Origin of the sequence: Lentzea albida, assembly GCF_900111005.1 — a bacterium.
Taxonomy (GTDB): domain Bacteria; phylum Actinomycetota; class Actinomycetes; order Mycobacteriales; family Pseudonocardiaceae; genus Lentzea; species Lentzea albida.
On the sequence record NZ_FOFV01000005.1, the window covers coordinates 14,094 to 40,262 of the forward strand.

32 protein-coding genes are annotated in these 26,169 nt (G+C 70.2%); 12 read left to right on the plus strand and 20 right to left on the minus strand.

The window, feature by feature from the left end; all coding sequences use genetic code 11:
* The 7 genes from BMY74_RS14570 to pdxY all read right to left on the minus strand — a co-directional run bounded on the left by BMY74_RS14570 (position 1) and on the right by pdxY (position 6,635).
* Positions 1 to 816 carry an ABC transporter permease gene (locus tag BMY74_RS14570; RefSeq protein ID WP_089915847.1) on the minus strand — a complete coding sequence of 272 codons (816 nt, stop codon included), beginning with the start codon at positions 814 to 816 and terminating at the stop codon, positions 1 to 3.
* A 124-nt stretch (positions 817 to 940) separates the two neighbouring features.
* On the minus strand, positions 941 to 1,630 hold the full coding sequence (locus tag BMY74_RS14575) for a phytanoyl-CoA dioxygenase family protein (protein ID WP_143091569.1): 690 nt from the start codon (positions 1,628 to 1,630) through the stop codon (positions 941 to 943).
* Between the two features lie 2 nt (positions 1,631 to 1,632).
* Entirely contained in the window at positions 1,633 to 2,616 is a 984-nt protein-coding gene (locus BMY74_RS14580) for an ABC transporter ATP-binding protein (RefSeq protein WP_089915853.1), read from the minus strand.
* Positions 2,616 to 3,437, minus strand: coding sequence for a carbohydrate ABC transporter permease (locus tag BMY74_RS14585; RefSeq protein ID WP_089915856.1), 822 nt, complete (start codon positions 3,435 to 3,437; stop codon positions 2,616 to 2,618). Before BMY74_RS14585 ends, BMY74_RS14580 begins: the two co-directional genes overlap by 1 nt.
* Positions 3,434 to 4,300, minus strand: coding sequence for a carbohydrate ABC transporter permease (locus BMY74_RS14590; protein ID WP_089915859.1), 867 nt, complete (start codon positions 4,298 to 4,300; stop codon positions 3,434 to 3,436). Before BMY74_RS14590 ends, BMY74_RS14585 begins: the two co-directional genes overlap by 4 nt.
* Positions 4,293 to 5,672 (minus strand): extracellular solute-binding protein, encoded by a 1,380-nt coding sequence (locus BMY74_RS14595; RefSeq protein WP_089916829.1) that lies wholly within the window; start codon positions 5,670 to 5,672, stop codon positions 4,293 to 4,295. The genes BMY74_RS14590 and BMY74_RS14595 overlap by 8 nt, the downstream gene beginning before the upstream one ends.
* 111 nt (positions 5,673 to 5,783) lie before the next feature.
* Complete coding sequence (pdxY, locus tag BMY74_RS14600; RefSeq protein WP_089915862.1) at positions 5,784 to 6,635, minus strand: pyridoxal kinase PdxY; 852 nt, start codon at positions 6,633 to 6,635, stop codon at positions 5,784 to 5,786.
* A gap of 25 nt (positions 6,636 to 6,660) precedes the next feature.
* Here pdxY and bla point away from each other — a divergent pair, with 25 nt between their 5' ends.
* Positions 6,661 to 7,554 carry a class A beta-lactamase gene (gene bla / locus BMY74_RS14605; RefSeq protein WP_089915865.1) on the plus strand — a complete coding sequence of 298 codons (894 nt, stop codon included), beginning with the start codon at positions 6,661 to 6,663 and terminating at the stop codon, positions 7,552 to 7,554.
* Here bla and BMY74_RS14610 read toward each other — a convergent pair.
* A complete protein-coding gene (locus tag BMY74_RS14610; protein WP_143091570.1) occupies positions 7,547 to 7,948 on the minus strand; it encodes an ATP-binding protein in 402 nt (133 codons plus the stop codon). The genes bla and BMY74_RS14610 overlap by 8 nt on opposite strands.
* An 82-nt stretch (positions 7,949 to 8,030) precedes the next feature.
* Positions 8,031 to 8,426, minus strand: coding sequence for an ATP-binding protein (locus BMY74_RS14615; RefSeq protein WP_281244979.1), 396 nt, complete (start codon positions 8,424 to 8,426; stop codon positions 8,031 to 8,033).
* 125 nt (positions 8,427 to 8,551) lie between these two features.
* Here BMY74_RS14615 and BMY74_RS14620 point away from each other — a divergent pair, with 125 nt between their 5' ends.
* Together BMY74_RS14620 and BMY74_RS14625 are read left to right on the plus strand one after the other, a co-directional pair.
* Positions 8,552 to 9,730 carry an MFS transporter gene (locus BMY74_RS14620; RefSeq protein ID WP_177229742.1) on the plus strand — a complete coding sequence of 393 codons (1,179 nt, stop codon included), beginning with the start codon at positions 8,552 to 8,554 and terminating at the stop codon, positions 9,728 to 9,730.
* A gap of 25 nt (positions 9,731 to 9,755) precedes the next feature.
* A complete protein-coding gene (locus BMY74_RS14625) occupies positions 9,756 to 10,316 on the plus strand; it encodes a copper resistance CopC family protein (protein ID WP_089915877.1) in 561 nt (186 codons plus the stop codon).
* Here BMY74_RS14625 and BMY74_RS14630 read toward each other — a convergent pair.
* The 6 genes from BMY74_RS14630 to BMY74_RS14655 form a co-directional block, all read right to left on the minus strand.
* Positions 10,215 to 11,453, minus strand: a complete 1,239-nt coding sequence (locus BMY74_RS14630; protein WP_089915880.1) for an RNA polymerase sigma factor — start codon at positions 11,451 to 11,453, stop codon at positions 10,215 to 10,217. The genes BMY74_RS14625 and BMY74_RS14630 overlap by 102 nt on opposite strands.
* Positions 11,453 to 11,800 (minus strand): YciI family protein, encoded by a 348-nt coding sequence (locus tag BMY74_RS14635; RefSeq protein WP_089915883.1) that lies wholly within the window; start codon positions 11,798 to 11,800, stop codon positions 11,453 to 11,455. Before BMY74_RS14635 ends, BMY74_RS14630 begins: the two co-directional genes overlap by 1 nt.
* Before the next feature lie 68 nt (positions 11,801 to 11,868).
* Positions 11,869 to 12,549, minus strand: coding sequence for a DJ-1/PfpI family protein (locus BMY74_RS14640; RefSeq protein ID WP_089915886.1), 681 nt, complete (start codon positions 12,547 to 12,549; stop codon positions 11,869 to 11,871).
* Positions 12,550 to 12,665: 116 nt separating this feature from the next.
* Positions 12,666 to 12,956: an HPF/RaiA family ribosome-associated protein gene (locus BMY74_RS14645; protein WP_089915889.1), complete on the minus strand. Its 291-nt coding sequence runs from the start codon at positions 12,954 to 12,956 to the stop codon at positions 12,666 to 12,668.
* A gap of 116 nt (positions 12,957 to 13,072) precedes the next feature.
* Positions 13,073 to 13,546 carry a redoxin domain-containing protein gene (locus BMY74_RS14650; protein WP_177229743.1) on the minus strand — a complete coding sequence of 158 codons (474 nt, stop codon included), beginning with the start codon at positions 13,544 to 13,546 and terminating at the stop codon, positions 13,073 to 13,075.
* A 6-nt stretch (positions 13,547 to 13,552) separates the two neighbouring features.
* Positions 13,553 to 14,344: a cytochrome c biogenesis CcdA family protein gene (locus tag BMY74_RS14655; RefSeq protein ID WP_245786121.1), complete on the minus strand. Its 792-nt coding sequence runs from the start codon at positions 14,342 to 14,344 to the stop codon at positions 13,553 to 13,555.
* Positions 14,345 to 14,367: 23 nt separating this feature from the next.
* Here BMY74_RS14655 and BMY74_RS14660 point away from each other — a divergent pair, with 23 nt between their 5' ends.
* A complete protein-coding gene (locus BMY74_RS14660; RefSeq protein ID WP_089915892.1) occupies positions 14,368 to 15,051 on the plus strand; it encodes a DedA family protein in 684 nt (227 codons plus the stop codon).
* A 475-nt stretch (positions 15,052 to 15,526) separates the two neighbouring features.
* Positions 15,527 to 16,045, plus strand: coding sequence for a lytic polysaccharide monooxygenase auxiliary activity family 9 protein (locus BMY74_RS14665; RefSeq protein WP_089915894.1), 519 nt, complete (start codon positions 15,527 to 15,529; stop codon positions 16,043 to 16,045).
* On the opposite strand, the gene BMY74_RS14670 is transcribed toward BMY74_RS14665, so the two are convergent.
* From BMY74_RS14670 to BMY74_RS14685, 4 genes are read right to left on the minus strand one after another with little or no spacing between them, the layout of a single operon-like run.
* Positions 16,046 to 16,453, minus strand: a complete 408-nt coding sequence (locus BMY74_RS14670) for a DnaJ family domain-containing protein (RefSeq protein WP_089915897.1) — start codon at positions 16,451 to 16,453, stop codon at positions 16,046 to 16,048.
* Positions 16,450 to 17,367, minus strand: coding sequence for a prolyl aminopeptidase (gene pip / locus BMY74_RS14675; protein WP_089915900.1), 918 nt, complete (start codon positions 17,365 to 17,367; stop codon positions 16,450 to 16,452). The genes BMY74_RS14670 and pip overlap by 4 nt, the downstream gene beginning before the upstream one ends.
* A 54-nt stretch (positions 17,368 to 17,421) precedes the next feature.
* The gene (locus BMY74_RS14680; RefSeq protein ID WP_218159624.1) at positions 17,422 to 18,627 is read right to left on the minus strand and encodes an MFS transporter; all 1,206 of its coding nucleotides are present in this window, start codon (positions 18,625 to 18,627) and stop codon (positions 17,422 to 17,424) included.
* A 4-nt stretch (positions 18,628 to 18,631) separates the two neighbouring features.
* Positions 18,632 to 19,630: an ABC transporter substrate-binding protein gene (locus tag BMY74_RS14685; RefSeq protein WP_177229744.1), complete on the minus strand. Its 999-nt coding sequence runs from the start codon at positions 19,628 to 19,630 to the stop codon at positions 18,632 to 18,634.
* A 78-nt stretch (positions 19,631 to 19,708) separates the two neighbouring features.
* Here BMY74_RS14685 and BMY74_RS14690 point away from each other — a divergent pair, with 78 nt between their 5' ends.
* The 7 genes from BMY74_RS14690 to BMY74_RS14720 all read left to right on the plus strand — a co-directional run bounded on the left by BMY74_RS14690 (position 19,709) and on the right by BMY74_RS14720 (position 25,748).
* Entirely contained in the window at positions 19,709 to 20,056 is a 348-nt protein-coding gene (locus BMY74_RS14690; RefSeq protein ID WP_177229745.1) for a hypothetical protein, read from the plus strand.
* Between the two features lie 54 nt (positions 20,057 to 20,110).
* A complete protein-coding gene (locus BMY74_RS14695; RefSeq protein ID WP_089915908.1) occupies positions 20,111 to 21,154 on the plus strand; it encodes a PLP-dependent cysteine synthase family protein in 1,044 nt (347 codons plus the stop codon).
* Positions 21,151 to 22,335 carry an MFS transporter gene (locus BMY74_RS14700; RefSeq protein ID WP_245786122.1) on the plus strand — a complete coding sequence of 395 codons (1,185 nt, stop codon included), beginning with the start codon at positions 21,151 to 21,153 and terminating at the stop codon, positions 22,333 to 22,335. Before BMY74_RS14695 ends, BMY74_RS14700 begins: the two co-directional genes overlap by 4 nt.
* A gap of 31 nt (positions 22,336 to 22,366) precedes the next feature.
* Positions 22,367 to 22,684, plus strand: coding sequence for a hypothetical protein (locus BMY74_RS14705; RefSeq protein ID WP_089915911.1), 318 nt, complete (start codon positions 22,367 to 22,369; stop codon positions 22,682 to 22,684).
* Positions 22,685 to 22,844: 160 nt separating this feature from the next.
* Positions 22,845 to 23,816 carry a C40 family peptidase gene (locus tag BMY74_RS14710; protein ID WP_245786123.1) on the plus strand — a complete coding sequence of 324 codons (972 nt, stop codon included), beginning with the start codon at positions 22,845 to 22,847 and terminating at the stop codon, positions 23,814 to 23,816.
* 262 nt (positions 23,817 to 24,078) lie between these two features.
* Complete coding sequence (locus tag BMY74_RS14715; RefSeq protein ID WP_245786124.1) at positions 24,079 to 25,023, plus strand: C40 family peptidase; 945 nt, start codon at positions 24,079 to 24,081, stop codon at positions 25,021 to 25,023.
* Positions 25,024 to 25,184: 161 nt separating this feature from the next.
* Positions 25,185 to 25,748 (plus strand): LysM peptidoglycan-binding domain-containing protein, encoded by a 564-nt coding sequence (locus BMY74_RS14720; RefSeq protein ID WP_245786125.1) that lies wholly within the window; start codon positions 25,185 to 25,187, stop codon positions 25,746 to 25,748.
* Positions 25,749 to 25,830: 82 nt separating this feature from the next.
* On the opposite strand, the gene BMY74_RS14725 is transcribed toward BMY74_RS14720, so the two are convergent.
* Complete coding sequence (locus BMY74_RS14725) at positions 25,831 to 26,148, minus strand: hypothetical protein (RefSeq protein WP_089915916.1); 318 nt, start codon at positions 26,146 to 26,148, stop codon at positions 25,831 to 25,833.
* Positions 26,149 to 26,169 lie beyond the last annotated feature (21 nt).

Sequence of the window (26,169 nt, forward strand, 5' to 3'; positions counted from 1 at the left end):
TCAGCCTTTCGCGAGAAGGGTGGTGACGGCGGCGCCGCGCCTGCTGGCGTGCCACGGCAGCAGCAGCTTTTCGGCGAGGTCGAGCAGGAGGAAGAGCAGGACGCCCACGACGGAGATGACGATCAGGCCCGCGAACAGCATCGGGGTGTCCATGTTGCCGTTGGCCTGCAGGATCACGTACCCGAGGCCCTCGTTGGAGCCGACGAACTCACCGACCACGGCACCGGTGACGGCGAGCGTGACCGCGACCTTCAGGCCCGCGAACAGGTGCGGCAGCGCGGCCGGGAAGCGGATCTTCACGAACGTCTTGACCGGGCCGCCGCCCATCGTCGCCGCGAGTTCGAGCATCTCGGTGTCGACGGACTTCAGGCCCGTGACCGTGGAGATCACGACCGGGAAGAACGCCATCAGCACGGCCACGACCACCTTCGGCTCGAAGCCGAAACCGAGCCACACCACGAACAGCGGCGCGATGGCGATCTTCGGGATGACCTGCGCGAACAGCAGGATCGGGTAGGCCGTGCTCTCGACCGTCCGCGAGTAGACCATCGCGACGGCCACGAGCACGCCGAGAACGCCCGCGATCACGAAGCCGAGGACCGTCTCGTAGGTGGTCACCCACGTGTGACCCCACAGGTAGGACCACTTGTCGGCGAGCAGGCCGAAGGTCTTGGCCGGCGACGGCACGAGGTAGGCCTCGACCAGGCCGGTCGCGGTGATGAGGTGCCAGACCGCGAGGCACGCGGCGAGCAGTGCGGCAGGGCGCCACGACCGCTCGACCAGGCCGCGCCACGGGTCCGTCCGAACCTTGTCCATCGGGCTCCCTGAGGTCGGAAAGCGCTTTCCAGTACGCTATGTCCGGTCCTCACAGCGGTCAAGGTGAAGGATCACAAGAGACGACTGAATCGATTTTTCATTAGCAGCCATTAGTTCCGGAACGTCACGTGCCGACGGGGCTGTAGGTGTTGCCCGCGCGGTCGCGGCCGCGGGCGAGGTAGATCCGGTGGCCGCCGGACTTCAGGAACCGGACGGTCGTCGGCATGTACCGCATGGTGTAACCGCAGCGGCGCAGCGTGCTGCGGTTCGGCGGTGACCCGTGCACGAGCATCGCCGAGTGCACGCTGCACGCCCCGCGTTCCAGTTCCACGTCGACGGCACGGGACTCGTCGACCGCCGTCTCCTGGTTGAAGAACGAGTCCGCGGTGCCGGTGTGCTCGACGGCCGCGTGGTGGCTGCCCGGGATCACGCGCAGGCAGCCGTTCTCGGCGGTCGACGGGTCGATCGCGAGCCACACCGTGATCGCCTCCGAGGCGGGCGAGATGGTGTCGCGCCAGAAGTGCGCGTCCTGGTGCCAGGGCACGGGTTTGCCGTCGCCGGCGGGCTTGCAGATGAAGTGCGACGAGAACAACGCGATGTCCGGCCCGATCAGCGACTCGACCAGGTCCAGCACGCCGGGGTCCAGCAGCCACTCGAACAGCGCCGGGTCGGTCAGGTGCGGCACGTCCATGTGCTCGGGCCGCTGCCCCGCCGGCAGGGCCGCCAGCTTCGCCTCGAAGTGCGCTGCCAGCGCCTCGAACTTCGCCGGGGCCAGCACGCCGGGGTGCGTCTCGTAGCCGTCGGTCTGGAACATCGTCACCTCACGAGTAGGCCGGTCTCCTTGTCGTACCGCAGAACGCGTGCGGGCGGGGCGTCCACCGTCACGGTGGCGCCGATGGCGGGTTCGTCGTCCTCGGGCACGACGTAGCCGATCTGGTCGTCACCGCAGTCGAGCGTCACCAGTGACGTCACGCCGAGGTTCTCCACAATGGACACCGAACCGGTGAACAACCCCTCGGCGGCGGGCGTCAGGTACTCCGGCCGCACGCCGATGATCTCCGCGCCGCGCGGGACCAGGTTCATGGGCGTGGAGCCGATGAAGTTCGCGACGAACGTGTCCGCGGGCCGCTGGAACACCTCGCGCGGGGTGCCGAGCTGCCGGATCCGTCCCGCGTCCATCACCGCGATCCGGTCGGCCAGCGCCAGCGCCTCGGCCTGGTCGTGCGTGACGAACACGGTCGTCAGCGCCAGCTCCCGTTGCAGCTTCTTCAGGAAGGTCCTGGCCTCCAGCCGGAGTCGTGCGTCCAGGTTGGACAGCGGTTCGTCCAGCAGCAGCACCTCGGCCGACGCCGCGACCGCACGGGCGAGCGCCGCCCGTTGCTGCTGACCACCCGAGAGCTGACCGGGCCGCCGGTCGAGCAACTCCCCCAGGCTCAGCCCGGCGGCGGTCCGTGCGGCCGTCTCCTGCTGCACGGACTTCGCGGCGCCCCGCACCCGCAGCGGGTAGGCGATGTTCTCCGACACCGTCATGTGCGGGAACAACGCGTAGTCCTGGAACACCATCGCCACCCGCCGGTCGCCGGGCTGAAACCGCGTCACGTCACGAGAACCGATGTGCACCGCGCCGCCGGTGGCCGCCTCGAGGCCCGCGATCGTGCGCAGCAACGTGGTCTTGCCGCAGCCGGACGGGCCGAGCAGGGCGAACAGCTCGCCGTCGGCGATCTCGAGGTCCAGCTCGTCCACGGCCCGCACGCCGTTCGGGTACACGGTGGACAGACCCTCGACAGTGATGCCCGCCATCAGCTCTTGATGCCTCCGTGGAATCGGAACCCGTACCGCTTGTTCACGAACAGGTACAGCACGACCACCGGGATCGAGTACAGCAGCGAGAACACCGGGATCACCGTCAGGTTGGCGCTGCCGCCCTCGTCGTACAGGGTGCGCAGCAGCACGGCCGCGGGCTGCTGGCCGACATCGCGCAGCAGCAGGAACGGCAGCAGGAAGTTGCCCCACGCGTTGACGAACGCCCACACGAAGATCGTCGCGACACCGGGCCGCGCGACCGGCAGCACGACGTGGCTCAGCACCTGGCGGGGTGAGGCCCCGAACACCCGCGCCGACTCCTCGTACGACCGGGGCACGGCGTCCATGAAGTCCTTCAGGATGAAGATGGCCGCGGGCAACATGCCGCCCGCGATCACCAGCGCCGTCCCGAACTGCGAGTTGATCAGCCCGAGCTGGAGCATCATCACGAAGATCGGCACCATCGCGGCCGTGCCCGTGACGACCGACGAGAGGAGCAACAGCAGGTACAGGAGCAGGTCCCGACCGGGAATCCGCACTCGGGACAACGCGTACGCCGCCAACGCGGCCAGCACTGTCGTCACGACCGTCGCAAGGACGCACAGCAACAACGAGTTCACCAACGACGTCAGCGCGTACGGGTGCTCGAACGTCGCCACGACGTTGCGGAAGGTCCAGTCCGGCCACCGCAGTCCCAGCCCGGGTTTCGAGTCGAACGGCGCGGAGGCGAGCCACAGCATCGGCACCGCGAAGAACGCCAGCACGAGCGTGACCAGCACGTAGAAGCCGATTCGCCGCACGATCCACAGTGGACTCACGCTCGCCTCCGCAGAAGGCGCAGGTACACCAGGGCGATGGCGAGGTTGCCCACCAGCAACAGCATCGACATCGCGGACGCGTAGCCGAGCTGCCCGCCTTCCAGGGCCTGCCGGTAGATCAGCACGGGCAGCACCTCGGACCGGTGGTTGGGCCCGCCGGCGGTCAGCAGGAACGGCGTGAAGTCGTTGGCCGTCCACAGGCTGATCAGCAGCGTGTTCGTCAGGACGTGCCCGCGGATGTGCGGGAACACCACGTCCCGCACGGTCTGCCACCCCGAGGCGCCCATCAGCCGCGCGGTCTCGAGCTGCGACGGCGGCACGGCGGCCAGCGCCGAGGTGTAGAGCAGCATCGAGAACGCCGTGCCGCGCCAGACGTTGAAGATGATCAGGCTCGTCATCGGGTACTGCACCAGCCACGCGGTCTGCGGCGAGCCGAGCAGCATGCCCAGCGTGCCGGTGTCGCGGCTCAGCACCGCGAACCACAGGTAGGCCACGACCGTGCCCGGCAGGATCCACGAGAGCAGCACGAGCCCCTCGACGGTCCGCCGCAGGCCGGGCCGCACCGTGCGCAGCAGCCACGCCAGTCCGAACCCGAGCAGGTTCTGGCCGATCACCGCCGACCCGAGCACGAACAACGCGGTGAGCCACAACGAGTTCGTGAACAACGGGTCGCGCACGGCCTCCACGACGTTGTCGAGCCCGACGACCTGCGGGTCGGCCGCGGCGGGCCCGGTCAGCTGGTAGTTCGTGATGCCGATGTAGAGCGTCCACAGCGCCGGGAAGACCAGGAACACGCCGATGAGCAGGAGTGCGGGCGCGACGAAGCCGACCGCGCGCCGGACGCCCAGCCCGGAGCTATCCAACGTTGCCCTCGCCGACGGCCTTCACCAGCGCCGCGCGGTAGGCCGTGGCGACATCGTCCGGGCTCCTGCCCGCCACGACGTCCGCCGTCGCCTGCTGCAACGCCGCCGAGACCTTGGGGTAGTCGGCGAGCCCCGGCCGGTACCGGGTGATCGGGAGGACCTTCTCCGCGATGAACGTCAGCATCGGATCGCCTTTGAGGACCTCGTCGTTGACGTCCTGCCGTTGCGTGAGCTGCGCCGTGCCCGCCAGCGACTCCTTGACGGCCTCGGCTGAGTTCAGGAACTGCAGGAACTCCCAGGCCTGCTTCGGGTACTGCGTGTTCGGGTTGATCACCCGCACGCCCCCGCCCGACATGCTGACGAAGTCCTGCCCGCCCACCCCGGCCCCGGACTGCTTCGCCGGGATCAGCGCCCACCCGACGGCGGCGTCGCGGTCGGCCATCTTCGCCACGCCGTTCTTCGGCTCCACCACGGAACGCCAGAAGTAGTCGCTCTCCAGCAGGATGCCGATCCTGTTCTCGCTGAACAGCTGGAACGACCGGTCGCGGCCCTTGGCCTCCTGCTGCAGCACGGGATCGCCGAGCCCGCCGCCGTAGACCTTCTGGTACAACCCCAGAACGTCCTTCAGCTGCGCGGAATCCCCTTGCCACTTCCCGTTGTCGTAGATCGGCCTGCCGGTGCCGACGAGCGCGGGCAGCACGCCCTGCATGGTGGTGGCCTCGCCCATCGCGCTGCCCGCGTTGAGCTGGACCGGCGTGACGCCGGGCAGCGCCTTGAGCTTCACGCCCGCGTCGAGGACGTCCTGCCAGCTGCGAGGTTGCCAGTCCGCGGGCAGCCCGGCCTGCGCGAACAGCTTCTTGTTGAAGAACAGCACGCGCCCGTCGGTGCCCATCGGGACGCCGTAGCGCTTGCCGTCGAACTCGCCGAGTCCCTGCACGGCCTTCGGGATCTGGTCCCAGCCGTCCCAGTCGGTGTTCCCGACGACGTCGGCGAGCGGCTTGACCTGCCCGGCCTGCGCGAACTCGCCGAGCCAGATGCCGTCGACCTCGATGACGTCGCCGCCACCACCGGTCTTGAGGTCGAGCGCGACCTTGGTCTTGAAGTCCTCGTCGCCGGCGCCGTTCTGCTCGAACCTGATGGTCGCGGTGACGCCTTTGGCCTTCTGCAGCTCGGTGAACTTCGGGATCACCCAGTTCTGGATCCAGTTCGCGCCCCGCGCGTTCTTCCCGCCGACCGCCGAGTTGGCGACGATCGTCAGCGTGATCTCCTTGGCGTCGGCGTTGCGCGCCTGATCACCGCCCTGCGTCCGCCCCAGACATCCCGCCAGCAGCCCGCACACCGCCAGCAGCCCGAACACCGTTGTCCGCCGCATCCGTGATCTCCCCACCGAGAGCACCAGCTGGTACGTCACCCTCCAACCTGGCACCCGATCACGGCGGCCACAAGGTCTGGCCGGGTCACGCGGCCAGACCTGACGGCATCGTCAGCGCACCTGCTCGGCCTTGAACTGCATCCGCGGCGAGGCGTAGAACTCCTGGGCCTGCACGAGCCGCAGCTCGCGCTCACCGGAGCGGTAGGTGAGGTCGATCAGGTCGAAGACGCTCGACGCCGTGCGCTCCAGCGCCACCGCCGCGTCCTTCGTCTGCACGTAGTGGGCGGTGAACAGCGCCGCCGTGACGTCGCCGGACCCGTTCGCCTTGAACGGCAGGTGCGGGGTGCTCACGACCCACGCGCCGGCGTCGGCCACGACGAGCATCTCGATCGTGCCCTCCTCGCGGTCCGGCCGCTCGACGCTCGTGACGAGCACGGTCGACGGGCCCATGTCCCGCGCGAGGTCGGCCGACACGAGGGTGGACTCGATGCTCGCCGGCTCGGTGCCGGTGAGGAACCCGAGCTCGAACTGGTTCGGCGTGATGATGTCGGCGACCGGCACGACCTTGTCGCGCAGCAGCACGGGGATCTCGGGGGCGACGAAGCAGCCGGACTTGGCGTTGCCCATCACCGGGTCGCACGCGTAGACCGCCGCCGGGTTCGCGGCCTTCACCCTGCGCACCGCGTCGATGATCACGTCGGCGATGCCCGCCCCGCCCTGGTAGCCGGACAGCACGGCGTCGACCTGGGGGAACACCCCGCGCTCCTCGACCCCGAGCAGGATCTCGGCGACGTCGGACGGCGGGAGGAGCGGCCCGCGCCAGGCGCCGTACCCGGTGTGGTTGGAGAACGCCACCGTGGGGATCGGGACGACCTCGACCCCGATGCGCTGCAGCGGGAAGACGGCCGCGGAGTTCCCGACGTGGCCGTGGGCGACGACGGACTGGATGGACAGAACCTTCATCCGGCCAGCCTAATAGGCTGAACGGGTGGCCGATCGACGCGCAGTCCTGAAGACCCTGGCCCTGCTCCCCCTCGCCGGCTGCGCCGCACCGCAGGTGACCGAGCCCGTGCGACCGGTCAGCCCGACGACCACCAGCGCCGCGCCCGTGCGGCACGACGCGTTGGTCGACCTCGAGAAGAAGTTCGACGCACGGCTGGGCGTCTTCGCGACGGGCGGCAGGGGGACGGTCGAGCACCGGGCCGACGAGCGGTTCGCGTTCTGCTCGACGTTCAAGGGCCTGGCCGCGGCCGCGGTGCTGCACCGCAACCCGATGGCGCACCTGGACACCGTCGTCACCTACACCGAGGCCGAGCTGATGAAGAGCTCGGCGATCACCAGGCAGCACGTCCGGACGGGCATGAAGCTGCGCGACCTGTGCGACGCCGCCGTCCGGTACAGCGACGGCACGGCGGGCAACCTGCTGCTGCGCGAGGCCGGCGGCCCCGCGGCGCTCACCGGTTACCTGCGCGAACTCGGCGACACCGAGACCAGGGTCGACCGGATCGAGCCGGACCTCACCTCGGCCGTTCCCGGCGACCCGCGCGACACCGCCACCCCGCGCTCGCTCGGCACGGACTACCGGCGGCTCGTGCTGGGCGACGCCCTGGAGCCGCCGAAGCGGGACTTCCTCGTGGACCTGCTGGAACGCTCGGTCACCGGCGCCAAGCGCGTCCGGGCGGGGGTGCCGGAGGGCAGCAGGGTCGCGAGCAAGACGGGTACCGGCTCGTACGGCACCGTCAACGACATCGCGATCGTGTGGCCGCCTTCAGGCGAGCCGCTGCTGATCGCGATCATGTCGAGCAAGGCGTCCGCGGACGCCGAGTACGACGAGGCGCTCGTCGCCGAAGCCACCGCCTACGTCGTCCAGACCCTCACCTGACGGACGAGACGTCCGCCCACACGGTCTTCGAGTCGGGGAACCGGTTGTGCCCCCACACCTGCGCCAGGCCGTTGACCAGCAGCAGTCCGCGCTGGCGGCGGCCGAGGAACCCGATCCGCCCCAACTGCGGGAACCTGCCGGGCGTCCCGTCGTCGACCTCGACCCGCACCACCTCGCGTTCGGGCAGGCGGAGGATGCGCGCACTGCGCCGCGGGGCGGCGTGGTGGTAGGCGTTGCTCACGAGCTCCGTCGCCACGACCATCACGTCGACCACGACGTTCTCGTGCAGTCCTCTCAACAGGCGGCGCACCTCCGCCCGCACGTCCGCGAGCGGCAGGACACCTTCCGGTAGGACGAGGTCCACTCGTTCGCTGGACCGTCCTGCAATACCCATCAGCATCTCCCCGCGCCCCGTTCGTACGGGGCAGGAGGTTCCATACCCCGGAGCGCGCACGTTGAAACCTCGCGAACTTCGCTCACGTCGTCCTCGGCAGGTCAGCCCACACCACGGTGCCGCCGTGGGCCCTGTCCACGCCCCACCGGTCCGACAACCGGGCCACCAGGACCAGGCCGTACCCGCGCTGGGGGCGGGACACCTTGCGCAACGGCGGGTGGGCACGGGCGTCGTGTGCGATCTCGACGCGGATCTTCTTGATTTCCACGACCACGCGCAGGAACGACGGTTCCGACGTGTACCGGTACGCGTTGCTGACCAGTTCGTTGACCACCAGCAGCACGTCAGCGACCGCGTCGGCGTCCTCGCCCATCAGCTCCAGCCGCACCCAACGACGGACGGCTGCGAGTGACGGCCTTTGCCTGCCCAGTGGCAGATCCGCCGCCTCGCCCGTCCTGGCTGCCTGGTCGCGAGCCAAACCGCTCCTCGGTCAGTTGATCAGTTCGGGCGCGGGTTACCCCGTTGCATCGAACGCCAAACCAACCCTTTCGTTCATCGAGATCCTCTACCCTCACGGCTCCGCCGCAACTCCAGGGGGAACGCGTGCCCAGATCCTTGCCGCCGGTGCTGGCCGCCGTGCTGGTCGCCTACTCGGTGCACCAGGTGCTGAGCGCCCTGAGCGCTCCCGTGGTCAGCGTGCTCTCCCTGACCACGTCCCAGCTGGGACTGGTGTTGTCGATCGCCTCCGTGACGATCGCGGTGGCGAGCCCGGTCTGGGGAGTGCTGGTCGACGCCGTCGGCGTGCGTCCGGTGCTGCTCGTCGGCCTGGGCCTGTGCGTGGTGGGGTCGGCCGGTTTCGCCGTCGCGGTGACGTCCGGCGCCGACGAGACGCTGACCGGTGACGTGGCGTTCGCGTTCGTGCTGGTGTTCCGCAGCGTGCTGTTCTCCGCGGGCCTCGCCTCGGTGCTCGTCGGGGCGCTCGCCGTCGCGGGCCTCTCGACCAGCGGGGAGACCGAGCGCACCAGGGCCGTCGGCTTCGTCGGAGCGGCCCAGGGAGTCGCGGTGCTGCTCGGGCCGGTCCTCGGTGGGGCGCTCACGGTCGCGTCGCTCGCGTTGCCGCTGTACGTGGCGCCCGTGCTCGCGCTGCTGGCCGCGTTCGTCGTCTTCAGCGCGCTGAAGCCTCCCACCGTGACGCAGGAGCAGGTGCGGTTCCGCCCGGCGGAGGTGGTGCCCGCGTTCGGTGCCGGCTTCTTCCTCTACCTGTCGCTCGCGGTGGTGCAGGCCGTCGTCGTGTACCTGGCCGCCGACCGGCTCGACACCCGTGTCGGGCCCGGCTCCATCGAGAGCCTGCTGTTCGCGTCCGGCATCGGGTTCCTCGTGGCGCAGGGCCTGCTGGTGCCGTTGCTGAAGTGGTCCCCCGCCCGACTGCTGCTGGTCGGCGGGCCGCTCGCGCTGGCCGGGTACGCCCTCATGGCGTTCGCACCGTCGACCGCCCTCATGGCGTTGGCGTTCCTGGTGGTGTCGCTGGGCGTCGGCCTCGCGGTCACCGGGTTCGGCGCGGCGGCCTCGCTGGGGGTGGGATCGCGGCGCCAGGGTCTGGTGGCCGGACTGGTCACGGCGGTGAGCGGGCTGGCGTTCCTCGGCGGACCGGTGCTGAGCGCGGTGCTCCACGAGGTGGAGCCGCTCGCGCCGGTGCTCCTCGCCGGCGCGGCCGCGCTGGTCGCGACGGGTCTGGCGGTCGTCCCCGCGCTGGTCCGGTCCGAAACGAGTCTGCCGAACTGATCGACACAGCCACTACGCTGCGCAAGTGACGCGTTACTTCAGCGCGCTCGTGCTGGCCCTGCTGACCGCGACGGCCTTCGTCGTCCCCGCACAGGCCCACGCCGAGCTCAAGAGCAGCAACCCGGCCTCCGGCGCGACCCTGGACGCCCCGCCCAAGACCGTCGAGCTGGTGTTCAGCGAGTCGATCAGCCTGCCGGACGGTGACGCGATCACCATCACGGGAGCGGACGGCACCAAGGTGCCGGTCACCCAGGCGAACGCCGTCGACTCCACGATCACGGCGACGATCGACGCGTCCGCGGCGAAGTCGGGCGTGCACACCGTCGACTGGGCGGCCAAGTCCGCCGACGGCGACACCGTCACGGGCAAGTTCACGTTCACGATGACCGTCGCGGCGCAGACCTCCTCCTCGGCCGCCGCCCCGACGACGACCACGACGAGCGCGGCGACGTCGACCGCTCCCCCGGCGGCCGCGGCCGAGGAGTCAGGTGGCGTGCCGATCTGGGTGTGGCTGCTGGTCGCGCTCGTGGTGGTCGTCGGCGTGATCCTGCTGGTCCGCCGCCGCAAGCCCGCCGAGACGCCCTAGTCGTTCCCGCAGGAGGTCGCGCTCCGCCGGGTGTTCGGCCCGGTCGAGCGCGGCCTCCAGCGCTGCCGCCGGGTCCTCGCCGAGCCGGTGCAGCAGGTCCGCCCGGACGGCGTGGAACAGGTGGTAGCGGTCGAGGTCGAGCGCGTCGACCTCCCGCAGCGCCGCTCGCGGCCCTTCGGTCTCGGCCAGCGCGACGGCGCGGTGCAGCGCCACGACCGGGCTCGGCGTCATGGCCACCAGCTGGTCGTAGAGCGCGACGACCTGGTGCCAGTCCGTGGGCGGATCGCTGTGCACGGCGTTGATCGCGGCCTGGAGCTGGTAGGGACCGGGCCGGTTCCAGCGCAGGCAGCGGCGCACCAGCTCCTGCCCCTCCGCCACGAACTCCGCGTTCCACAACGACCTGTCCTGGTCCTGCAACAGGACGATCCCGCCGTCGCGCAGGCGTGCGTCCCGGCGTGACGCGACGAGCAGCATCAACGCGAGCAGGCCCCACACCTCGGGCTCGTCCGGCATGAGCTCCGCGAGCACCCGGCCGAGCCGGATCGCCTCGTCCGCGAGGTCGGCCCTGTCGAGCCAGCCCTCGTTGAAGATCAGGTAGACGACGGCGAGCACGGCCTTCAGCCGGTCGGGGAGATCGGCGTCGCGCGGCACCCGGTACGGGATGCGGGCCGCGCGGATCTTGCCCTTCGCGCGCACGATCCGTTGCGCCATCGTGGGTTCCGGCACCAGGAACGCCCTGGCGATCTCCGCCGTGGTCAGGCCGCCGAGCAGTTTCAGCGTCAGCGCGACCTGCGCCTGCGTCCCGAGCGACGGGTGGCAGCAGGTGAAGATCAGCCGCAGCCGGTCGTCGGCCACGTCCCCCACCTCCCGCGCTTCCGGTTCGTGGCGCAGCAGTTCGGCCTGCGCGTGCTTCTCGTGGCCCTTGGCCTCGCGGCGCAGCCTGTCGACCGCGCGGTTGCGGGCGGTCGTGATGATCCAGCCCGCGGGCGACGGCGGGACGCCCTCGGCGGGCCAGCGCCGCACGGCCGTGGCGAAGGCGTCCTGCACCGCCTCCTCGGCGAGGTCGATGTCGCCGAGGAGGCGGGTCAGGACGGACACCGCACGGCCGTACTCGGCCCGGAAGACCTCCTCGACCATCAGCCCGCGATCGGCCTGACCTCGATCGACAACGGACTGAGCACGCCCGCGAGCCGGCGGCCCCACTCGAGCGCCTCGTCGAGGTCCTCCGCCTGGATGACCGTGAAGCCGCCGATGTGCTCCTTGCCCTCGGTGAACGGCCCGTCGGTCATCAGCACGTCGTCGCCCTTGGCCTTGAGGACGGTCGCGGTCGACGGCGGGTGCAGACCGACGGCGAACACCCACGCGCCTTTCGCCCGCATCTCCTCGTTCAGCGCTTCCAGGTTCGCCATGATCGGCCCGAGGACCTCGGGCGGCGGCGCGTCGCCGTCGGGCTGGTAGATGCTGAGCAGGTACTTCTGCGTCATCGTGATCTCCTTTCACCCCTTGTACGAACGCGGGCCGCCCGTTTCGACAACCGTGGCGAATCGAGTTCCTAGCGCCGCCAGACCGTGCCGCGGCGTTCGTACTCCAGCACCGTCTCCGCCCGCTGCGCCACCTGAGCGCCGGCGAACCGCTCCACCAGCCACAGCGCCACGTCCAGTCCCGAGGTGACACCGCCGCCGGTGACCAGGTCCCCGTCGTCGACCACGCGGGCCTTGACCACGGTCGTGCCCTGGGCGGCGAGGTCGGCCTGGGCGGCGTGGTGCGTGGTCGCGTTGCGGCCGCGGGTGACGCCGGCGGCGGACAGGATCATCGTGCCCGTGCAGATGCCGGCCTTGAGCACCTCCGCCCCGGCCAGCCGGCGCAGGAACGCCTGGTCGCGGATCACCGGGTGCACGCCGGGGCCGTTCGTGTCGGCGTACCCGCCGCCGGGCACCACGAGCACGTCCGCGTCCCGGGGCGACCACCCCGTCGGCACGTCGACCTTGGTGCCGTAGGTGCAGGTGACGGTACGAGGGCGGTCCATCGACACCATGGTGGTGCGGATGGCGCCGTTGCTGAGCTTGCCCGCGAGGCCGAACACCTCGACGGGGGCGACGAAGTCCTGCTCCTCGACGCCGTCGAACATCAGGACCTGGACCCGCAGCGGGGACGAGGCCGAGGCGAGGGCGGAACCGGTCGCGGTGATTCCCAGGGACAACGCGGAGGCGCGCATGAAGGTTCGACGTTCCATGCTTCAGAGGTCGGACCGGAAACCCGTTCGGTTCCTTGTGGTCCTGTTCGGCGGGTTCGGGGCGCGGCGAACCCACCCCTCGTCCGCCGGCGAGAGGCGGGGCCGGTTCTCCGAGGTCAGTTGTGCACCAGCACGTCCCGCATCGAGACGAGCTGCCGCCGCATGCGTTCCCGCACCAGGTCGATCACCTCGGTGACGGTGTGACCCTCCGCGTACGCCTGCACCTCGACCCACTTGAGGTCGAGCCGGGCGTGTGCGTGGATCACGGTCTTGTCCGCGGTCAGGTTGACCCACGCGAAGTCGACCCGGTCCGGCGCGTACCGGTCGAGCGACCCGATCCGCGCGGACGCGTAGTCCCTGGCCTGCTCGGGGATGGCCTCCGCGAGCGAGACCTGGATGTAGTCCATCGGGGTTGCCTCCTCAAGGCCACGCGGCAGCGCCACGCGGCCTCCTCGAAGGTACGGTCGCGACCGCGTCGCCGAACCAGGCCTTGGTCCCTACCTCGCAGGACTTTTCGCCGAGCTCACGCCTTCGGCACCAACGAGGACACTCGCTCGTCGAGCTGTTCCGCGGTGGGCGCGCCGGTGAGCAGCTCCACCGAGCCGTCCGCGCGCACGAACGCGAACGTCGGCTGCGCGGTGACGCCGAACCGCTTCCACACCGCCCCGTCGAGGTCCGCCAGGTGCGGGAACCCGGTCATCTGGTGGTCGCTCACGAACTTCTTCATCGCGTCGAGCTGGTCCTCCGCCGCTACGCCGACGAACTGCACCTCCGAGTGCTTCTTCGCGATCGCCGCGACCGTCTTGGCCTCGGCGTTGCACGACGGGCACCACGGCGTCCAGAACCAGAGCACGGCGGGATGCCCGACGAGCTTGTCCCCGCGGAACTCGGCGCCGTCGAGCGTCGTCGCGGTGAACTGGAACCTCTCCGGCGCCGGCGCCTTCTCCGCGCAACCGGCGAGCAGCAGGATCCCCAGCAGCAGTCCGAGGACGCGCATCGGCCCTCACCTCCTGCCAGGGCGTACGGCCTTGCGCCTCCTCCGGTTCAGCCACCACAGCCCTGCCACGCCGAGCGCCCCGACGAACGGCCACGGCCCCAGCGCCCCGACGACCTGCACCAGCGCGTTCTGGAACCGCCCGATCCCCTGCACGACCGGGTCGACAGGACTGCCGCCGGCGAGGAACAACCGCAGCTCGTAGACGCCGTAGTACGTCACGTACGCACCTACGACCACGAGCACGACGCCACCGATGCGACCGACGTGCGGGAGCACCTTCCTGATGCGCGGCGCGACCGCCGAACCCGCGACCGCCAACACGGTGACGACCAGCCCCATCCCGAGCGCATAAGCCAGAAACGCCACCACGCCCGTCTGCAGCGACGCACCCACGACGGCAAGAAACGGCCCGATCGCGCACGAGAGAGAGGCGACGGCGAACGCAACGCCGTACCCGTACATGGACCACAAGCTCTTCGGCGCCGCCTGCAACTTCGGCAACCGGACGTAGAGGTCCTTCCCCAGCAGCAGGAGCACACCGACGACGACCATCACGAGCCCGATCACGACCGTCACGAACGGCAGGTAGCGCTTGAGCGTGGCCGCCACGGGCGACACCAGAAGGCCGAACGCGCCAAAGAAGGTGACGAATCCGGCCGTCATTACCAAACCGGACATAAAGGCTCTCATTGGGCTGTCCCGCGCCACCAACGCCAAATAGGCGGGCAGCATCGCGAATCCGCACGGGTTGACCGTGGCCACCATTCCCGCGACGACCGCGAGCGCGAGCTCGTTCACGGCCTTGAGGCTAGAGTTGCGACGTGCCGATCGAACAGTGGCTCGAAGCCATTCCACCCCTGCTCGTCTACGCGATCGTGGGCCTGGTGATCGGCTTCGAGTCGCTCGGCATCCCACTACCGGGCGAGATCGTGCTGGTCACGGCATCACTGCTGGCATCGCAGCACGACGACCTGAGCCCGCTGTGGATCGGCGTCTGGGCGACCGGGGGCGCCATCATCGGCGACAACTTCGGCTACCTCATCGGCCGCCGGGGCGGCCCGAGGCTGTTCGCGTGGATGGGCCGCAAATTCCCCAAGCACTTCGGCGAAACACAGCTCGACCACGCCCGCCGCGTGTTCCAGAAACGCGGCGCGTGGGCCGTCTTCTTCGGCCGGTTCGTGGCACTGCTGCGCATTCTCGCCGGCCCGCTCGCGGGCTCGTTGCACATGAACTACGGCAAGTTCCTCGTGGCGAACGCATTGGGCGGCGTCGTGTGGGCGGGCGGCACCACCGCGGCCGTGTACTACCTCGGTGTGGTGGCGGAGAAGTGGTTGAAGGGCTTCTCGTACGCGGGGCTGGCGATCGCCGTGGTGTTCGGGATCGCCGGGGTGTTCGTGGTGAAGCGGCGGCTCGCGAAGGCGGCCGAGAAGGTGGAGAAAGCCGAGAAGGGCGAGAAGTCGGGGGCGTCGGGGACGTCGGTGGAGGACGAGGCCGCGGCCGTTTAGGGGCGCCGGTCCTGGGGGCGCTGATCCTGGGGGCGCTGATCCTGGGGGCGCTGGTTCGGAGGCGCTGGCCTCGAACCGCAGGACGCGGGCGCGAGCCGCAGGGCACGGCGCGAGCCGCAGGGCACGGCGCGCGAGGCGCCGGCGTGCGGGGCGCGTGGCGTAAGGCGCGAGGCGCGCGTGACGTGAGGCGCGCGTGACGTGAGGCGCGTGGCGTGGAGCGCAGGCCGCCAGCCGCAAGGGCGCTCGCCTCAACCGCAGCCCCCACAACCGATCGCGCCCAAAACCCACACAACCCAACGACTTCGCGCACAACCGCCGAAGCTTCGGGGCTGTACGAAGCTGCCCGCAGACCGCTTACCTGTCCGATCTATCCGACACGTCTTGTGGCGCCACGATTACGCGCGGTATGGTCTAGACCTTCAATCGCCGCCGCGATGTAACGGGAGTACGCACACATCAAGGCAAAGGAACTCACATGAAGATTGGACGCAGGATCGCGGCCGCCATGGCCGGCGTTCTCGCTGCACCGGTGATCGTCGTGGCTCTCCCGACCGGAACGGCGTTCGCACACGGGTACATCTCCTCGCCGCCCAGCCGGCAGGCGCAGTGCGCCAACGGCACCGTGAAGGACTGCGGCGCGATCCAGTGGGAGCCGCAGTCGGTCGAGGGCCCGAAGGGCCTGCAGAGCTGCCACGCCAACCTGTCGCACTTCTCCGTGCTGAGCAACGACAGCAAGGGCTGGCGGGTCACCAACACCGGCCGCACGGTGACGTTCAACTGGGTGTTCACCGCACGGCACCGCACCGCGGACTACGTCTACTACGTCGACGGCCGCAAGGTCGCCACGTTCAGCGGCAACAACCAGCAGCCGCCGGCCACCGTGCAGCACAGCGTGAACGTGGGCTCGGCCGGCAAGCACAAGGTCCTGGCCGTGTGGAACATCGGCGACACCGCCAACGCGTTCTACTCCTGCATCGACATCAACGCGAGCTGATCACCGGCCGCGTGAGGTCCCCTTCCTCTCACGCAGCAGCTCTTCGACGTCGAACGGCATGAGGTTCAACGGCGGGCCGGACAACGGTTTCCGCAGCGCGTCGAGGATCTTCGCGTTGATCTCGACGATGATCGCGCGCGCTTCCTCGTCGGTCGTGGCCGCCAGGGCGCTTTCCCTGGCGGTCTCGGCCTGCTTGCGCAGCACCAGGGAAGGGGGCAACCCTGTCGTGCCCTCTTCCTCCCTGACCTTCTTCTTGATCCACCAGTCCTCGTCGAGGGGCTCGCCCGCGCCGGGCAGCGGTTTGCCGGCGCTCGGCAGGTCGTCGAACTCGCCTCGTTCCTGGGCCTCGCGGATCTGCCTGTCGATCCACGACTCGAACCCCGTTCCCGCCGGTTTCCGTTGTGTCACGGGGAGAACCTCCTGACCGCGGTCGCGATCGCCTCCGTGAAGGCGGGGCTGCCCTTGTGGCCACTGTCGTCCACGAGGGTCAGCTCGGCGTCCGGCCACGCCTGCGCCAGCGCGTACGCCGTGTCCGCCGGGCAGCTCAGGTCGCGGCGGCCGTGGATCAGGGCGGCCGGGATGCCGGCGAGTTTCGCCGCGCCGCCCAGCAGGTCGTCCACGAAGCCGTGGTTCGCGTAGTAGTGCGCGATGATCCGCACCAACGCGATCAAGTCGGCGGAGGCGCGGTCCGCGAACACGGCGGGTTTGCCGTGGATCTCCAGCGACAGCACCGTGTCCTCCCAGCGGCACCACTCGAGCGCCGCCTGCTCCCGCACGGCCGGGTCCGGGTGCTCCATCAGGTTCGCGTAGGCGCGCACGACGTCCGGCGCGTCGCCCGCGTGCGCGCTGAACCGGGCCCAGGCCTCCGGGAAGAACCGGGACACGCCCCGGTAGAGCCAGTCCACCTCGCGCGGTGACGACAGCGTCACCGCGATGAGGATCATCTCCGAGACGCGCTCGGGATGCCGCTGTGCGTAGGCGACGGCGAGCGTGGTGCCCCAGGAACCGCCGTACAGCAACCACTTCTCGATGCCGAGGTGCTCGCGGAGCTGCTCCATGTCGGCGATCAGGTGGTCGGTGGTGTTGACGGACATGTCCGCGGCCGGGTCGCTCGCGTGCGGGGTGCTCAGGCCGCAGCCGCGCTGGTGGAAGATCACGATGCGGAACTTCTCCGCGTCGAGCGACTTCCGCGCGCCCTTCGCCGGGCTGCCCGGACCGCCGTGCAGGAACACGGCCGGCTTGCCGGCGGGGTTGCCGACGACCTCCCAGTAGACGCGGTTGCCGTCACCGACGTCGAGCAGGCCGTGCTCGTAGGGCTCCATGGAAACGAGCGTACCGAGCCGCACCGACAAGATCGTCCAGGTCGGCGCGGCGCCCTACCTCGAGGGGGCTGTCCCCCACTCGACACCTCGCGCGCGGGACGCGGCGGCCGCCCACAACGCCACCAGGACCCCGGCCGCGCCCGCGGCCACCAGGATCGTCCGCGGCCCCAGCACGTCGATCAGCAGACCGCCGGCGACGTACGACACCGCCGCCGCCACACCGATCCCGCCGTAGAAGTTGCCGAACACCCGGCCCGTCCGGTCCGCGGGCACGAGCCGCTGGACGAGCGTGCTGTGCGCGACGTCCATGGCCGCGATGCCCAGTCCCCGCACGGCCTGCAGCGCGAACGCCGACGCCACGCCCCACGCCAGGCCGGTGAACAGGTTGCCCGCGCTGCTGATGACGAACCCCGTGACGAGCAACGCGACCATGCTCCACCGCGCGGAACCCCTGGCCAGCAAGGCGTAGCCCGCCAGCAGGCCGATGCCGACCGCGCCGAGGACGAACCCGGCCACGCTCTCCGACCCGCCGAACACCCCCATCGTCAACTGCAGCACGGCGACGTCGTCGATGGCGGTGCACGCGACGACACCGCAGAAGCCGGCGAACACGATCCGCAACGGCCTGTTGCGCCAGATCTCGCTCACACCGGCCTTCACGTCGGTGAGCACCGCCTCCCGCGTCTCCCCCGGCACGACGAGCTTCGGCAGGCGCAGCAACAACAACGCCGACAGGCCGAACGACAGCGCGTCCACGAGCAGCACGCCCCGAGTGCCGAGGAACGGCAACAGCAGGGCGGCGAGGAACGGGCCGATGACGTCGGCGCTGTTGGACCCCAGGCCCAGCGCGGTGTTCGCCTGCGCCAGGTCCTTCTCCGCGACGAGGCTCGGCACCGCGGCCCGCGACGCCGGGATGAAGACCTGCCCGAGCACCGCGCGCACGCCCACCAGCGCGAGCAGGAGCGGCAACGGCGGCAACGCCAACGCGATGACCGCCAGCAGGAGACACTGCGCGACCTCGCACACGATCATCACGGTCCGCCGGTCGAACCTGTCGCTGATCACACCGGTGAGCGGGCTGAGCAACGACGGCGCGAAGTCGCCCACGAGCAACAGCGCCGCCACCGCGATCGCCTTCCCCAGCACGGACTGCACGTGCACCATCAACGTGACGAGGCTGAGCGCGTCCCCCACAACAGAAACGACCCGTGCGGTGCTGAGCACGCGCAACGGGCCGTTTTCCTTCAGAAGCGTCAGCACACGGCTACTTTGCCAACACCTGCTCCAACTGGTCAGCCAGTTTTTCCATGATCTTGGAGTAGGAGGCGTAGCTCAGCGGGGCCACCGCGTTCCACTCGACGAACCGGCCTGCCTGCACGGAGGGCAGCCCCGCGAAGACCGGGTGCCCCTCCTTCATCTTCTCCGGGTCGAGCACGTGCGCGCGGGTGTCCCACATCAGCACGTGCTCCTTGTACGTGCCGGAGTTCTCCCACGACAGCGACTGGAAGTAGCCACCGCCCTCGGCGTCGGGCTTGTCCGGCGTGAGCAGCGGCAGGCCGAGCTCCTCGGCGTACCAGTCGAGGTCCGGGTTGCGGGCCGGGACGGCCACGTAGAAGAGTTTCGGGTCGCCGGCCACGACCTGGATCTTCTGGCCCGCGTCCGTCATCTTCTTGCCGACGGCCCTGAGCCGGTCCGCGGCCTTCGTGAACGCCGCTTCATCGGCCTTGACCTGCGCCGACTCGACGTCCGCGCCGAGGGACTTCGCGAGCTCCTTGAAGCGCTTGACGCCGTCCGGGAGCTGGATCTTGGACTGGCCGATGCCGACGGTCGGGGCGACCTTGAGGACCTTCTCCTCGAACTCGGCCGTGAGGTGCCAGAGCCCGGTGACCTCCGGGTAGTAGCCCGCGACGACCAGGTCGGCGTTCAGCGCGGCGAACTTCTCGAAGTCGATCTCGCCGTAGCCGGGGCCGGTGATGTCCGTGACCTTGCTCGGGTCGATGCTGCCGGCCTCCGGGTCGGTCGAGCCGTCGGCGCGCTTGAGCGGGCCGAACGTGCCGACGACGTTGACGCCGTAGTCCTTCAGGGCGCCCGCGGCGGACACCTGTGCGACGACGCGCTCCGGTCGCTTCTCCGCGGTGACCTCCTTGCCCCGATCGTCCTTGAAGGACCACTGGCCACTTCCCTGGCCCTGCTCCGCGGGAGCGTTCCCACCGCACCCGGCCACAAGGCCGAGCAGCAGAACCGCGGCGACTGTCCTGCGCACCTGTCCACCTCCTGATTTAGGCTTGCCTAACCTATCAAGCCCCTTTCGGAACCGGAAAAGTGCGGTACGGTGATCACCGTGCGGAACCGAGTGACGACAGGGCGTCGCCATGCTGTCGTTCTCGCGCTCCTGTTGCTCGCGGTGTTCGTCCTGCACCCCGCCTGCCCGCCGGAACCCGCTCACCACGGCGCGTTCACGCCCGGCATCTCCGGCGAGATCTGCCACCACGGCGACACGCACCACGCCACGGCCGCCGCACCCGCGCAGGCCGCGGTGCAGGCCGGCGCGTTCGCCTTCACCGCACCGGACGCGGACGGCGAGCCCGTCGCACGTCCCGCCGCGAGAGCGCGCTCGTGTCCGTGGCGCTCAGAGCACGTCAGCTCGGGGCGCACACTCCTGCTCGACCTCGGAATCTCCCGGACGTAGGCCGGCCCCCGCCCCCTTCACCGGCCTGTCACCACACTTTTCCGAGGAATCCCCATGTCTGTTCCCGTGCTGCACGCGAGCACGCCCGTGCTCTGGATCGACGAGCTGTCGCGCACGTCCCCCGCCGGCTTCTGGGCGAAGCTGGAGAGCGCCAACCCCGGTGGCGGGATGAAGGACCGCGCCGCCCTGCACATGATCGGACGAGCGCTCGACCGCGGTGACCTCCTGCCGGGTGGTCACGTCGTCGAGTCGACCAGCGGCACCCTGGGTCTCGGGCTCGCGCTCGCCGGGATCGTGCACGGCGTCCCGGTCACCCTGGTCACCGATCCCGGCCTGGAGCCGATCATCCAGCGGATGCTCCGCGCGTACGGCGCGACCGTGGACGTCGTCGACCGCCCACATCCGGCCGGAGGCTGGCAGGAGGCCCGGCGCGAACGCGTGTCGGCGCTGCTGGAGTCGTTGCCCGGCGCGTACTGCCCCGACCAGTACAACAACCCGGACAACGTGGCCGGGTACGCCCCGCTCGCCCACGAGCTCGCGGACCAGCTGGGACACGTGGACGTGCTCGTGTGCGCCGTGGGCACGGGCGGGCACAGCGCGGGCGTGTCCTCCGTGCTGCGCACGCACTTCCCGTCGTTGCGCCTGGTCGGCGTCGACACGATCGGGTCGACGATCTTCGGCCAGCCCGCCCGGCCGAGGCTCATGCGCGGGCTCGGCTCCAGCATCTACCCGCGCAACGTCGACTACCCGGCGTTCGACCAGGTGCACTGGGTGAACCCGGCGGAGGCAGTGTGGGCGTGCCGGACGCTCGCCGCCCGGCACTACGCGAGCGGCGGCTGGAGCGTCGGCGCGGTGGCGCTGGTGGCCTCCTGGGTGGCGCGGACGTCCTCGCCCGGCACGCGGATCGCCGCGGTGTTCCCGGACGGGCCGCAGCGGTACTTCGACACGGTGTTCAACGACGAGTACTGCGCCGCCAACGGGTTGCTGGGCGTGGTGCCGGCGGCGGACCCGCTGGAGGTGGCGTCGCCGGACGAGCGGGAGGTCCTGTCGTGGACGAGGTGCGAGTCCGTTGTGGACCCGCTGGCGGTGACGGCGTGATCACCCGGTTCCGCTCGTTCGACCGCAGCGTGCAGTTGTTGCTGCTCAACCAGTTCAGCATCAACGTCGGCTTCTACATGCTGATGCCGTACCTCGCCTCGCACCTGTCGGTGACGCTGGCGCTCGCCGGGTGGGCCGTCGGGCTCGTCCTGGGCGTGCGGAACTTCGCGCAGCAGGGCATGTTCCTGATCGGCGGCACGCTCGCGGACCGGTTGGGGTACAAGCCGTTGATCGTGGCGGGCTGCGCGTTGCGGACCGGCGGGTTCGCGCTGCTCGGTCTCGTCGACGGCGTGCCGGCGCTCGTGATCGCCTCGGCCGCCACGGGGTTCGCCGGGGCGTTGTTCAACCCCGCCGTGCGCGCCTACGTGGCCGCTGACGCCGGGCCACGGCGCGTGGAGGCGTTCGCGCTGTTCAACGTCTTCTACCAGACCGGGATCCTGGTCGGACCGCTCGTCGGGCTGGCGCTGACGGCCGTGGACTTCCGGTTGACGTGCCTGGTGGCGGCCTTCGTGTTCCTGGTGCTCACGGTCCTGCAGTGGCGGTCGCTGCCCGCGCGGGCCGGGTCGCCGTCCGGGGACTCGGTCCTGGCGGACTGGCGGCTGGTCCTCTCGAACCGGCGGTTCGTGCTGTTCGCGCTCGCGATGACGGGGTCGTACGTGCTGTCGTTCCAGGTCTACCTGGCGCTGCCGCTCGCGTCCGGGTCGGCGGTGCTGACGGCCGTGCTGTTCGCCGTGTCGGGCGTGCTGGCGGTCGCGGGCCAGCTGCGGGTGACGGCGTGGGCGCGCGCCCGGCTCGGGCCGGACCGGTCGCTGGCGGCGGGGATGGCGGTGCTGGGCCTCGCCTTCCTGCCCGCGGTCCTCGGCGGGTGGGCCGGTCTGGTGCTGTGCGCCGCGTTGCTCGCACTGGGGACGATGGTGGTGTTCCCGTTCGAGATGGACAAGATCGTCTCGTTGTCGGGCGACCGGCTCGTGGCGACGCACTACGGCTTCTACAACACGGTCGTGGGCGTCGGGATCCTGCTCGGCAACCTGCTCACCGGCGTCGGCTTCGACGCCGCCGCACGGGCCGGCGTGCCGTGGGTGCCGTGGCTCGTGCTGACGGCCTTGGGGCTCGGCTGCGCGTGGGCGCTGAAGAACCTGGCGGCGCGTGTCGATCCGGTGGCCGCCGGTTCGACGAACTAGCAGAGGCAGGTTTCCGGATCGGAGGGTCGCCATGATCGCCACGCTCATCGCCACACTGGTCGAGGAGGACCACGCGGAGGACGACGGCGTCCTGGCGCCCGACGACCGGCTGACCTGCCACGTGCACGGGCGGTGGATCCACCAGTGCGTCTCGTCGCCCGTGCACGTCAACCCGGTCACGCGCCACCGCTGGTGCCGCGGCTGCGACTCGCCACTGGGCGTCGTGGTCGATGAGCTCGGTGGTGACGTGGCCATGCGCTGCCCCCGCTGTGGGCGCGGGGGCAGCGCCGCCACCGCCCGCCTGATCGCCGCGTGCCGTGCCTCGATCGAGGCACACCGGGCCGCGTGACCGGGCGAATTCACCAGGTCACGGGTTCTCGCTGGTCAGCGGCCCCGTGCGGGTCGGACTCGACGGGCCCGTCGCCGAGTTCGGCGAACTCCGGCTGAACCCCTGCGCCCGTTCGGCCGTACGCCTCCTCAGAAGCCGATCCGACTCCTGAGGAGGCCGCGTGCCCGGCCGACGTGCTGCCAGAACCACCGCCTTCGCCGCTGTGCTCGCCGCGACGGTGGTGTCGATGCCCTCGGCGCATGCACAGCCCGCCGACGACGCGCTGAAGGTCTACACCGACCTGACGCGGGAGGCCGAGAAGCTCAGCCAGGACCACCTCAAGGCGCAGGACGACCTGGCGAAGGCGAACCAGACCGTCGTCACCGCCACCGAGGCGGAGAAGAAGGCGCTGGCCGAGTCGGAGCAGTTCCGCGGCCAGGTGGACGTGCTGACCGAGGCGACCTTCGAGGGCGCGCGGTTCAACAACATCTCGGCGCTGCTGACCTCGACGTCGCAGCAGGACTTCCTGGAGCGGATGCAGGCGATGAACATCATCGCCTCCGACCAGAACGAGGCGGTGGCCCGCCTGGACGCCACTCTGAGCGCCGCGACGAAGGCGCGCTCGGACGCGGCCACCGCCGCCTCGGAGGCGGAGAAGATCGCCGCGGACGTCTCCACCCGCAAGGTCGCCATGGACCAGCAGGTCTCGACCGCGCGAGCCAAGTACCAGTCGCTGTCCGCCCCGCAGAAGCAGACGCTGGCCGCCCCGACGCCCAAGATCACCGTGAACGCGCCGGCGGGCGCGGCCGGGACGGCGCTGAACTTCGCGCTGAGCCAGCAGGGCAAGCCGTACGTCTTCGGTTCGAACGGACCGAACTCGTGGGACTGCTCGTCGCTGATGCAGGCGTCCTACCGCGCCGCCGGGGTGAGCATCCCGCGCGTCACCTACGACCAGGCGAAGGTCGGCCGCGGGGTGAGTCGCGGCGAGATCGCGCCGGGTGACCTCATCATCTACTACGCAGGTCAGTCGCACGTGGCGATGGCCGTGGACGGCACCCGCGCGGTGCACGCGTCCACCGAGGGCGTGCCGGTGAAGATCGCGAACATCGACTCCATCGGACCCATTTCGGTGATTCGCCGGGTTGTCGGGTGACGCGTCTCTCCACCCCGCGATAAAGCGACGTAGACGACTGTGAGAGCGTGCTGACCGGTGAACCGCTGGCATTCGGTGCTGGACGAGGACAAGGTCATTCCGTAACCTGTCCGAGACCTTCGGCCCAGCAGTTAACCCACTCGGGGCACACGCCAAGGTTGCCGTCTTACGCGCAGTAGTTGTCGCGGGGCGGCTGCCAGGAAAAAGGAGGACCCGCGACGTGGTGTCGCAACCCTCACGCCGCATCGTGCGTGGAGCACTCGTGGCGACGGCGGCTGTCGTCGCAGCAGCACTCCCCACGGCTCCGGCCACCGCACAGCCCAACGCCGCGGACGCGCTCAAGAAGTACAACGAGCTGCAGGAGCAGGCGTCCAAGCTCAACCAGGACCACCTCAAGGCCCAGGACGACCTGAAGGCCAAGCAGGGTGAACTGGACAAGGCCAAGGGCGACCTGGCCACCGCGCAGAAGGCCGAGGAAGAGCTCCGGGGCCAGGTGGACCTCCTCACCGAGGCCACCAACTCCGGCGCGAACTTCAGCCAGATCTCCGCGCTGCTCGTGAGCGACTCGCAGCAGGACTTCCTCAACCGCATGTCGGCCATCAACATCCTCGCGGCCGACAACGCCGAGGCGCTGCAGAAGCTCACCGACGCCGTCAACGCCGCCGACAACGCCACGAAGACGGCGAACGAGGCGACCGAGACGTCGAAGAAGCTGCTGGCCGAGATGGACCAGAAGAAGGCCGAGCTCGACAAGCAGCTGGCGGACGCGAAGAAGGTCTACGACGGCCTGAGCAACACCGTCAAGAACCAGATGCTGCAGAACGGCGACATGTCGAACATCTCGGTGCCTGCCGGCGCCGCGGGTCAGGCACTGTCGTTCGCGCTCGCGCAGCGCGGCAAGCCGTACGTCTACGGCTCGAACGGCCCGAACTCCTGGGACTGCTCCTCGCTGATCCAGGCCGCCTACCGCTCGGCGGGCGTCTCCATCGGCCGCACCAGCTACGCGCAGGCCGCGGCGGGTCGCTCGGTCTCCCGCAGCCAGGTCCAGGCGGGCGACATCATCGTCTACTACTCGAGCCAGTCCCACGTGGCGATGGCGGTGGACGGCATCCGTGCCGTGCACGCCTCGACCGAGGGTGTGCCGGTGAAGATCGCCGACATCGACTCGATCGGCCCGATCTCCGTGATCCGCCGCATCGAGGGCTGACAGGTTCGTCTCGAGGAGCGCCTCCTGCCTGCGGGCAGGGGGCGCTTTTCACTCCCTCGGGTGCTCGTTGCGCGGTGGTCCGGCGAACCGGGCCCGGCGTGACTAGGTTCCGCTTCGGGCGCCGCTGCTCCGGCGCGTCCTCGTCCGAAGTGGAGTGTTGAGTGGACACCTTGCAAGCCGGCCAGGAACTCACCCGCGGCCAGCAGTTGACCAGCGCCAACGGCTACATGTTGACGCTGCAGTCCGACGGGAACCTGGTGCTCTCGGAGAACGCCGGCACCGTGTGGGCCAGCGGTACCGACGGCAAGGGCGCGGTGCGCGCCGCGTTGCAGCCCGACGGCAACTTCGTGCTCTACACGAGCGACGAGAACGCCGTGTGGTCCACCGGCACCCAGGGCAACGAGGGCTCGCGCCTCGTCCTGCAGGACGACAGGAACCTGGTCGTGTTCGCCGCGGACGGCAGCGCCAAGTGGGCCTCCGGCACCAACACCGACTCCCCGCAGCCCGCCCCCGCGGCCGCCGCCCCGGAACCGGCTCCCGCCGAGGAGGCCCCGGCCCCGGCCGCGCCCCAGGTGCGCACCCACGAGGTCGCCAGCGGCGACACGCTGTGGGCGATCGCCGAGAGCTACTACGGCGACGGCAACCGGTACGGCGAGATCGCGTCCGCCAACGGGATCGCGAACCCCGACCTCATCCACCCCGGTCAGGTGCTGACCATTCCCTGATCACGGGGATCGCACGGAACGGGCCGGACCCCCTCGTCGGGGATCCGGCCCGTTTCGCGTGTCAGGTGTCGTCCTGACCAGGTCAGCTCTGCTGGCCCTCGCCGGGCGGGTCCTGGCGCGCGATGGCGAAAGCGGGGTTGCCCTCGTCGTCCTGGCGGACGTCGAGGACCTTGTCGTCCAGGTACTGGGCGGCCGCCGGCTCCATGATGACCTTGGCGCCCGCGGGGGCCGCCACCACCTCGTCGCCGTCGACGACCTCGCTGAGCGACAGTTCGAGCGCGGCCTGGCTGTCCTGCTCGGTCGCCAGGGCGAAACGCAGACCGATGTCGTCGCTGGTGCCCTCTGACTGCGAGGTCAGCTCGTTGATGACCTCGGCAGCCATCGGAGTCACTTCGAGCATGTCGGCCCCTTACATCGGAAA